Source organism: Halalkalibacter akibai JCM 9157 (assembly GCF_000513135.1).
Taxonomy (GTDB): domain Bacteria; phylum Bacillota; class Bacilli; order Bacillales; family Bacillaceae_D; genus Halalkalibacter; species Halalkalibacter akibai.
This window is the reverse complement of record NZ_BAUV01000027.1, coordinates 50794-60684: the sequence shown is the minus strand read 5'-3', so window position 1 is coordinate 60684 and position 9891 is coordinate 50794. Positions and strand designations below refer to the sequence as shown.

General features: G+C 37.8%; 9 protein-coding genes. All 9 read right to left on the bottom strand.

Going from position 1 to position 9891, the window contains the following annotated elements; genetic code table 11:
• Positions 1-29: 29 nt before the first annotated feature.
• Positions 30-1697 carry a ribonuclease J gene (locus JCM9157_RS14630; RefSeq protein WP_035665787.1) on the bottom strand — a complete coding sequence of 556 codons (1668 nt, stop codon included), beginning with the start codon at positions 1695-1697 and terminating at the stop codon, positions 30-32.
• Positions 1698-2012: 315 nt separating this feature from the next.
• Positions 2013-2888 carry a 4-hydroxy-tetrahydrodipicolinate synthase gene (gene dapA, locus JCM9157_RS14625; protein WP_035665786.1) on the bottom strand — a complete coding sequence of 292 codons (876 nt, stop codon included), beginning with the start codon at positions 2886-2888 and terminating at the stop codon, positions 2013-2015.
• A 36-nt stretch (positions 2889-2924) separates the two neighbouring features.
• Positions 2925-4148, bottom strand: a complete 1224-nt coding sequence (dapG, locus tag JCM9157_RS14620; RefSeq protein ID WP_035665785.1) for an aspartate kinase — start codon at positions 4146-4148, stop codon at positions 2925-2927.
• A 16-nt stretch (positions 4149-4164) separates the two neighbouring features.
• Positions 4165-5202: an aspartate-semialdehyde dehydrogenase gene (gene asd / locus JCM9157_RS14615; RefSeq protein ID WP_035665783.1), complete on the bottom strand. Its 1038-nt coding sequence runs from the start codon at positions 5200-5202 to the stop codon at positions 4165-4167.
• 144 nt (positions 5203-5346) lie between these two features.
• Positions 5347-5940, bottom strand: a complete 594-nt coding sequence (locus tag JCM9157_RS14610) for a dipicolinate synthase subunit B (protein WP_035665781.1) — start codon at positions 5938-5940, stop codon at positions 5347-5349.
• A 13-nt stretch (positions 5941-5953) separates the two neighbouring features.
• On the bottom strand, positions 5954-6838 hold the full coding sequence (gene dpaA, locus JCM9157_RS14605) for a dipicolinic acid synthetase subunit A (protein WP_035665780.1): 885 nt from the start codon (positions 6836-6838) through the stop codon (positions 5954-5956).
• 316 nt (positions 6839-7154) lie between these two features.
• Entirely contained in the window at positions 7155-7397 is a 243-nt protein-coding gene (locus JCM9157_RS14600) for a YlmC/YmxH family sporulation protein (protein ID WP_035665779.1), read from the bottom strand.
• A 255-nt stretch (positions 7398-7652) separates the two neighbouring features.
• Complete coding sequence (locus tag JCM9157_RS14595; RefSeq protein ID WP_035665778.1) at positions 7653-8891, bottom strand: M16 family metallopeptidase; 1239 nt, start codon at positions 8889-8891, stop codon at positions 7653-7655.
• A complete protein-coding gene (locus JCM9157_RS14590) occupies positions 8875-9882 on the bottom strand; it encodes a polysaccharide deacetylase family protein (RefSeq protein WP_035665776.1) in 1008 nt (335 codons plus the stop codon). The genes JCM9157_RS14595 and JCM9157_RS14590 overlap by 17 nt, the downstream gene beginning before the upstream one ends.
• Positions 9883-9891 lie beyond the last annotated feature (9 nt).

Genomic DNA, 9891 nt, shown 5'->3' with positions numbered 1-9891 from the left:
AAAAACGCACATTCTCATGTGCGCTTCATTTATACTTCCATAATAATCGGCAAGATCATCGGTCTTCTCTTTGTTTTTTCAAATAAGAATCTACTTAATCCTTCTCGTACATTGCTTTTTAATGAAGACCATTCATTAACATTTTCTGTTACACATTTTTTTAATATAGTACTGACTAACTCATTTGCATCTTCAAGCAGTTTTTCTGATTCTCTAACATAAACAAAGCCGCGTGAAATGATATTGGGACCAGATACGAATTCTCCTGTTTTTTTGTTAAGAGTTACCACTACAACTAAAATTCCATCTTTGGAAAGTAAACGGCGGTCTCTTAAAACAATATTCCCAACATCTCCTACACCAAGTCCATCAATTAGTACATTCCCAGAAGGGACTTTACCTGTCTTTCTTGCTTGTCCGTTGGTAAATTCCACTACCTCGCCTTTTTCAACAATAAAGATATTTTCTTGAGCTATGCCTGTTTGAAGGCCTAATTCACGGTGAGCATGTTGCATTCGGAATTCCCCATGAACAGGTACAAAATATTTAGGTTTCATAATATTAAGCATTAATTTTAGCTCTTCTTGACTTCCGTGTCCTGAAGCATGGACTTTTCCGGAACCATATACAACATCTGCACCTATTCGGTATAGTTTATCAATTATCGCTGAAACAGACCTTTCGTTTCCAGGTATAGCTGAAGCAGCAATAATAACTGTGTCCTCTGAAGTAATTGTGATTTGACGATGCGCTCCTTTAGCCATACGCGTTAACGCTGACATAGGTTCACCTTGAGAACCTGTTGTTAAAATAACTAGACGTTCAGCTCTAAACTTACTAACCTCATCAATGTCGATGAATAAATCTTTTGGAGCGTCAATATAGCCTAGTTTAGTTGCAATCGTAATGACGCGAATCATACTCTTTCCAACAACAACCATCTTTCTGTTTGCTTTAACCGATGCTCTGATCACTTGTTGAATTCTATGAACATTTGAAGCAAAAGTTGTTACGATAATTCTTCCTTCCGTATTTTCAAATACTTCAGCTATTCCTTGTCCAACTTCTGTTTCAGATTTCGTTAAACCAGGTCGTTCTGCATTCGTACTATCCGAAAGTAAACATAACACTCCGCGTTCTCCTATAGCCGCCATCTTACCAATTTCAGCATGCTTTCCATCAACAGGTGTTTGATCAAATTTAAAATCACCAGTGTGCACAATTGCTCCTTGTGATGTTTCAAAACACACACCAACAGAATCTGGAATACTATGATTTGTACGGAAAAAGGAAACAGATGTTGATCCAATTGTTAATTTTGAATTTGAATCAATAAGTCTTAACGTACTTTGACGGATAATTCCTGCTTCTTTTAACTTTTCTTCTACTAAGCCAAGGGTTAACTTTGTTCCATAAACAGGAACATTTAATTTCTTTAGCACGTAAGATAATCCACCTATATGATCCTCGTGACCATGCGTGAGAATAATTCCTTGCACACGATCAGCATTTTCAACAAGATAAGAAACATCTGGTATAACAATATCAACACCTAACATGTCGTCGTCTGGGAACATTAGTCCAGCATCAACAACCAATATATCTTCATCAACCTCAACTACGTACATATTTTTGCCTATTTCTCCTACTCCACCTAAAGCAAACACACGTACTTTTTCTGTATATTCTTTTGACAATGGACGTTCCTCCTACTATATATCTTAACTTTAAACCCGAATTGTTTATTACTATTACTTTTTACCGTTTCGCTCATCCTTGGCGTAGATGATCTAACTATTGCTAAAATAACAGACGACCGATAGAATGCGATCTAATCCAACCCGAACAAATCAATTACATTTAGTATACCTTATCAGTGAAATGAAAAACAAGACTGAACTTCCTCTGTTGTAAGTCAGATACAAATACTATAAATTGTGGTTTTTATAGAAAAAACTAGTAATTACATGTTTGTTATTTCTGAGAATGATAAAAAAGCCAACCCATTTGGATTAGCTTTTTAAAGAGGATAATGTGTTCTTTATTTGTTTTTTTACATCATTTGTTAAAGAAACAAGTGGGAGTCTCACTCCTCCTACTTCAATCCCAAGTTTATTTAATGCGTATTTTACACACGTTGGATTAGGAGCAAGAAACATCGCATTCATTACAGGTAGCAGTGCTCGGTGCTTTAAAGCGGCTTCTTTCACATCACCATTATAAAAATCTGAGATCATGTCTTGCATCTGACTACCAATTATATGAGATCCCACTGACACAACTCCGTGTCCACCTATCGACAACGTCGGAAGAGTGTTAGCGTCATCTCCTGTATAAAGGTAGAAGTCACTAGCTGTCTCAGTAATAATTTTAGCCATTTGTTCTAAGTTTCCACTAGCTTCTTTTATTGAGACAATATTTTTTATTTTAGACAAAGCAATTGTCGTCTTAGGTTCAAGTTGTGCTCCTGTTCGCCCCGGAACATTATAGAGCATAACAGGAAGTTTCGTAGATTCAGCAATCTTCTTAAAATGTTGAAACATTCCTTCTTGAGAAGGTTTGTTGTAATACGGGACTACAACCATAATTCCATCTACGCCGATATCGGTTGCTTTTTTTGTCATATCAATTGACGCTGACGTGTTATTACTCCCTGTTCCCGCAATAATCGGAACTCGCTTATTCACATGCTCCACACACAACTTGAATAAATCTAATTTTTCTTTATTTGAGAGGGTCGGTGATTCACCTGTAGTTCCAGCTACAACAATTGCATCTGTTCCATTTGCAATCAAGTAATCAATGAGTTCCTTTGTTTTTTCAACATCTATTAAACCATTTTGGTCAAAAGGAGTAACCATTGCAGTTAAAATATGGCCAAAGTTCATTACCCTTCAGCTCCTTGTTAGGGTTTTTCTAGAAGTTTAATTCTGGCTGTTGCCTAATTGTTCTAAATGAAACATTTGATGTAATGCATTCACTGCTTTTACCATATCTTCTTCTTTTACTAGAACCCAAATGGTCGTATGCGAATCAGCAGATTGTAAGATTTGAATGTTATTTTTAGATAGCGCACTTACAATTTTTGCTGTTACGCCAGGAACACCCGTCATACCTGCGCCAACTGCAGATACTTTTGCACAGCCTTTTGTTACAACTGGCTCATACCCCATTTGTTTAAGTACTTCATTTGCTTTGTCTGCCACTTCTTCCATTACTGTGTAGACAACACCTCGAGGATTAATGTTAATAAAATCAACACTTATCTCCTCAGTCGCCATTGCTTTAAAAACCTTTTCTTGTAAGTCATACTCGCCTTCACGTGCGAAAACTTTAATTTGAGAAACATTTGCGAGATTTGTTATACCTGTAACAAGACGGTCTTTTACTTCTGCTGTTTTCTTAGTTGATCTAAACGTTACTAGCGTTCCTTCACTTTCTGAATAAGTTGAGCGAATGTGAATTGGAATTTTAGCTTGCATAGCTACTTCTACGGCTCTAGGGTGAATGACTTTCGCTCCTTGATAAGCCATATTACAAATTTCTTCATATGACATCGTATCAAGTGGGCGTGCGTCTTCAACGATTCTTGGATCTGCAGTCATAACACCTTCTACATCTGTAAATATGTCTACCCATTCAGCGTCAAGAGCCGCACCTAAAGCCGTTGCCGAAGTATCACTACCACCTCTGCCGAGTGTAGTCATTTCCCCAGAAGCGGTTTGGCCCTGGAACCCTGCAACAACAACGACATCGTGTTGTTGCAGTTGATTTTTTACATAATCACAATTCATATCAATGATTTTAGCATTAGAAAAATCATTATTGGTTCTAAATCCAGCTTGAGCTCCCGTGCAAGCAATCGTTTCGATCCCCATTCCATTTAAGAGATTGGAGAAAACAACGGACGAAATGATTTCTCCACACGAGATTAGGAGATCTTGTTCTCGCTTTGAGCCTTGTTGCTGATTTATAAGATCAAGTAAGGTGTCCGTTGCATACGGATCACCCTTACGTCCCATTGCTGATACAACAACAACCACCTTAAAGCCATTGTTCACAGCTTTTTGAACATGATTGGCTGCTAATGATCTACTTTTATCATCACGGACTGAAGTACCGCCAAATTTCTGTACGATTATTTTCATAAGACACCTACTTTAATTATAGAAGCTCTAATTTAACTAAACTTTCAGCAATTTGAACAGAATTCCAAGCTGCACCTTTTAGTAAGTTATCAGAAACAATCCACATGTGATAACCATTATCTCGGTCAAGATCTTGACGAATACGTCCGACAAAAACATCATTCTTACCAACACACTCAGAAGCCAATGGATATAATTGATTAGCTGGATCGTCTTGAAGTGTAATTCCTGGAGCTGACGCAAGTAGTTCTTTTATTTCAGCAACGGATGCTCCACCTTTTTCAGTTTCAATATATACAGACTCTGAATGACCTGTTTCAATTGGTAGACGAACACAAGTAGCAGCTACCTCAAGTTCCGAAAGGTGCATAATTTTCTTTGTTTCATTTATCATTTTCATTTCCTCAAATGTATAACCATTATCTTGGAAAAGGTCAATTTGTGGAATTGCATTAAAAGCTATTTGATAATGTTTTTTATCTCCGCCTACTGGTAGAATCTCAGGAGTAAATTCCTCACCAGCAAGAATAGCCTTTGTTTGTTGTTTCATTTCATCAATCGCCTCAAGTCCTGCACCTGAAACAGCTTGATAAGTTGAAACAACCACTTTCTTAAGACCGTAGTTTTGGCGAATTGGCTCTAAGGCAACTACCATTTGAATCGTAGAGCAGTTAGGATTAGCAATAATCCCATTATGAGTACGAAGATCTTCTTCATTAACCTCCGGCACTACAAGCGGACAGTTAGGGTCCATTCTAAATGCACTTGTGTTATCAACAACAATAGCCCCACGCTTAACAGCTTCAGGCGCTAAAGCTTTTGAGACAGAACCACCAGCTGAGAATAACGCAATTTGAACTCCTTCAAATGATTCAGGTGTTGCTTCTTCTACTGTATAGTTTTGCCCTTTAAAAGAGATCTGTTTTCCAGCAGAACGCTTTGAAGATAGTAATTTTAAGTTTGAAATCGGGAAATCTCTTTCCTCAAGAGTTTTTAGCATTTGTTGACCAACTGCACCTGTTGCTCCTACTACGGCTACATTATAATTTGACATTCGTTATTCTCCCCTTATCTAGTTCTTTTTAATAGAGTTTTTCTAGGATGGAATGATTATAGCATATCTTCCCTAGTTTGTATCAGTAGCTTCCTCTATTAAACTTTAAGGGAAATATTTCATTTCTGCAACTGCGTCATTTGCTTAATCTCTGAATTTTTCCACTAGTACAGGCTGATATTGCTTACCAGCTAGGGCAGACTCAACCGTATCCACTAATGCTTCCATTCTAGCCACTAATGAGTTTGGTTTCTTAATAGGATCATCTTGCCCAAAAGGAATGAAGTAAATATTTTTTGTAGCCATAAGCTTCATAATATTAACACCATTAAGCCCCAAGGCGTCATTTGTTGAAATGCCAAGAACGACTGGATTTCCACTACGAAGGGTTGCTTTTGCACCCATAAGTACAGGCCCATCTGTCATGGCGTTTGCTAATTTACTCGTTGAATTCCCTGTAATTGGTGCCATAACCATACAATCTAGTGGAGTTTTTGGTCCAAAAGGTTCTGCTTTAACAATTGTATCTACAATTGGTTCCTGTGTGATTTCTTCAATTCTTTTTAACCAATAGGCACTCGTGCCAAACTTCGTATCTGTAGTCTTAACATTACCTGACACAAAAGGAGTTACTTTTGCTCCAAGTTTAATTAATTTTTCTATTTGTGGCATTACTTCTTCATACGTACAGTGAGAAGCAGAAATTCCAAATCCAATATGTTTCCCTTTTAAAGACATAAGTCATCCTCCTCTAATTAGTCGACTTGTTCGTTAACAACTCTGCTAACACATCAGCTAAAATTTGCCCTGCCGTTTTTGGAGCCACTATTCCTGGTAAACCAGGAGCTAAAAGCGCCTTTATGCCCCTTTTTTCTGCATAGCGAAAATCAGTTCCACCTGGCTTAGATGCAAGATCGATAATAAGAGTGTGTAGAGGCATTTCTGTTAGCACATTTGATGTTAAAACAAGGGCTGGAATGGTATTAATACATATATCAATATCTTGCAATTCTGTTTTTAAATTTGCGGTATGAAATGGAGTTAGACCCATTTCAGTTATCCTAGCTATCTGTTGAGTTTCATTTGCACCTACTTTTACATCTGCTCCAAGAGCACTAAATGTTCTCGCTACTGACATTCCTACTCTTCCTAAGCCAAGTACTGCTACTTTAGCTCGGTGAATCGTGATATCAGTATGCTGAATAGCCATCATGACGGTCCCTTCAGCTGTTGGAATAGAATTGTAAATAGCAACGTCATCTCGCTCCATTAATTTGACAAGAGCACGATCAGCCTTCTCTATACATTCGTCTAAATACTTATTTGTAATGCCAGTGTAAACGACACAATGAGTTGGGGTCGCTTCTAACTGATCAACTTTTAACTCAATTGTTTCATTTGAGAAGATCGTTTCAACTTTGCCATCGAGACTAACGCCACTGACAGGTAATAAAACTGCATCTACGGTCGACCATTCGATATCATCCATTGATTGTTTTGTTGCTCCAATAAAGCCATCATTTAATTGATCGAATCCGACCATTGAAATTTTAGCGTCTAGAGCTGAAAGCTTACGGATGATTTCTAGCTGCCGTGCATCTCCTCCAATTATGACTGCATGCTTATCTGTTAACATTTGCTCATGTTCTCCTTTCTTTCATGCGAATCTGATCATCATCGCAGGCCGCTAACGGAAAGAGAAAAATCCATCCTATCACACAACGACACAAGGCTCTTATCAAGAGCAAAGGATGAACAGCAACGATTCACCATAGCATATGTCTCAACTTTATGATGGGTGAATACCATTTTCTAAAGATTTAACACGAGGAAGAAGAATACATATTAGCAAAAAAAAGGGGGGAATCTTGAGGAATGATTTTCAATTAGTAATTAAAATAGACGTGAAAAAGATGTAAGACTAATTGTCCTACATCTTCTTCACGTCTAAATTATTCGTATTGGTCGAGATTAATGATGATCATGTCTTCTCCAATTTTTTTAACTTGTTGCCAGTATACCGTTACTTCGCGATCCTTTTTACCAAAACCAAACCATTTCATAGTCGGAATGATAAACGCTTCAATTTCTCCAGTTTCTTCGTTAACTAACAAATCGGTTTGACCTAGTATACCCAATCTCTCACCTTTTTGATAATCAATGATTTCTTTTGAACTTATTTCACTTAATCTCACAGAGTTCCCCCCTTGTCTACTTTGTAGTTAGGGTATGAGTGGAAAAAGAAAAAAAGACCAGCTAAATAGAGGCCACCTGAAAAAGGGGGCCCTTTCAGCTGGCCTCTGATTCAATAAGCGTAACCATAGCAATCTTTTAAAGCCTGCTATGAGTGGGTCCATAGCAGGCGCTTAACGTGTAGATCCATTGTAGCTCCCTTGAGTTTTCAAGCGGGTTTTAGTGGCCTTGCTAAATTTCATCTTGATAATTAGGAACTAAGCTAACGCTTTTGGAAGAACACCATCAATATTGATCAGTGAGATAGCTGGCTTTTCTTTTAGAAGGGCTGCTGCTAATTGATTAACATCAGATAAGGTCACTTGATCAATCTCATTGACAATATCATCTAAAGAGCGATGCTTTTTTAATAACAATTCATTTTTACCATTTCGGCTCATCCGACTGTTCGTACTCTCAAGACTAAGCATCAAGCTTCCTTTTAGCTGCTCTTTTCCATTAGTTAATTCCTTTTCTGACATCCCTGAAGCCGCTAACACTGAAGTTGTTTCAAGTAATGCACTTGTTAGGTCGTCTAATTGATTATGTGCTGTTCCTGCATACACCGTAAGCATTCCACTATCTTGATAAGAAGAGTGATAAGAAAATACAGAGTAACATAATCCTCTTTTCTCTCTAATCTCTTGAAATAAACGGCTGCTCATGCTTCCACCTAGCAAATTGTTTAATAATACAAGTGCATACACATTTTTTTCGCCAATTGCTAATCCAGGGTAGCCTAAGCATAAATGCGCTTGTTCTGTCTCTTTTTTACGAATCATAGTATTCGAAAGAAAAGTAGGTTGTTTATCCTCATGTTTATAACTCGTTGCTTCAACTTTCGAGAAAATCTCTTTCAATTGCTGTATTACTTCATCCGTTATATTTCCTGCAATTGAAATAACCACATGATCTCCTGTATAAAATCTAGACATGTAATCTCTTAGAGAGTCCCCGTTAAACGTTTCTAACGTTTCAACCGTCCCTAATATGGGATACCCTAAAGCATGACTACCGTAACTAGCTTCACTTAATAGATCATGGACAATATCATCAGGAGTATCATCGACCATTTTAATTTCTTCATATACGACATTCTTTTCTTTCTTTAATTCCGTCTCATCAAAGACAGAATTAAAGAACATGTCAGAAAGGACATCAACAGCAAACTCTGCGTGATCATCAAGTACCTTAGCGTAATAGCAAGTGTATTCTTTAGACGTAAAGGCATTTACTTGCCCACCAATTCGGTCAAAAGATTCTGCTATCTCGGCTGCAGTTCTCTTTTCTGTTCCTTTGAAGAACATATGCTCGAGAAAATGAGAGATCCCATTTTCCTCCTTTTTTTCAAACCTTGATCCCGTTCCAATCCAAACGCCAATTGACACAGATCGTACGGTTGGAATGTTTTCAGCTAATATACGAACTCCATTTTCTAATTCAATTCTCTTTATCACTATTTGTCCCCCTATTCTCATTAAGGGTTACACCTAAGATGACCCGCTCTTCCGATAACACATCAGAAACCGTTCCAATTCGATAGCCTTTTTCATGGACACCATTAATTAAGTCCTCAAGTCCTTTTGCTGTTGGTTCTGTTGGATGCATAAGGATCATTGCTCCGTTGTGCACTTTGGATACAACTCGATTAACCATTTCTGTTGGATCAGGTTTGCGCCAATCAACCGTATCAACAGACCATAGGACTGTGCGCATACCATGTTTGTGCGCTTGGTCTACGACTGTTTGATTAAAGCTCCCACTTGGAGGAGCAAACCATTCAGGTGTAACGCCTATCGTTGCTTCAATGACAGAGTTTGTTTTTTGAATCTCCTCGTCAATACGCCCTACTGTTAATTTGCTCATATCTGGATGGGAATAAGCATGATTTCCAATTTCATGTCCTTCTTCTTTGAGCATTGTTGCGAGGTTAGGATTATTTTTAACCCATGAACCATCTAAAAAGAATGTTGTATGTAGTTCATGCTTTTTTAATGTCTTTAACATATCAGGAAGATATTCATTTCCCCAAGCTACATTGATTAAAAAAGTCACCATTGGCTTTTGTTCATTTCCTTTGTAAATTGGAGATGGTGGTAAATCAGCTAAATGGACATGTGGACTTGTTTCTTTAAAAACTAATCGACTTTCTTCAAAGTCTTCAAGCTTCTTCATCTTATCATAGGAAGCTTCTACGTCAACCTCTAAGCCATTATATCCAGGAACAGCTTTCCAAACTTTATCAATCCTCGCATCAATAGCAGGCTCTGTATAGGATTCCGCTCTGGCTACTATTTCTTCGTACAGTGAATCCTGCTCTTTAATTACCATTTGACTGTCATCTTTTAGTTGCCCCACGTAATTAAGAGTAAACGGATTTTGGACTGCCCCGAACGAGAGAATGATTATAAAACTAAAGATCACTAAATGCACTGCTTTTTTCTTCATCACCCGACC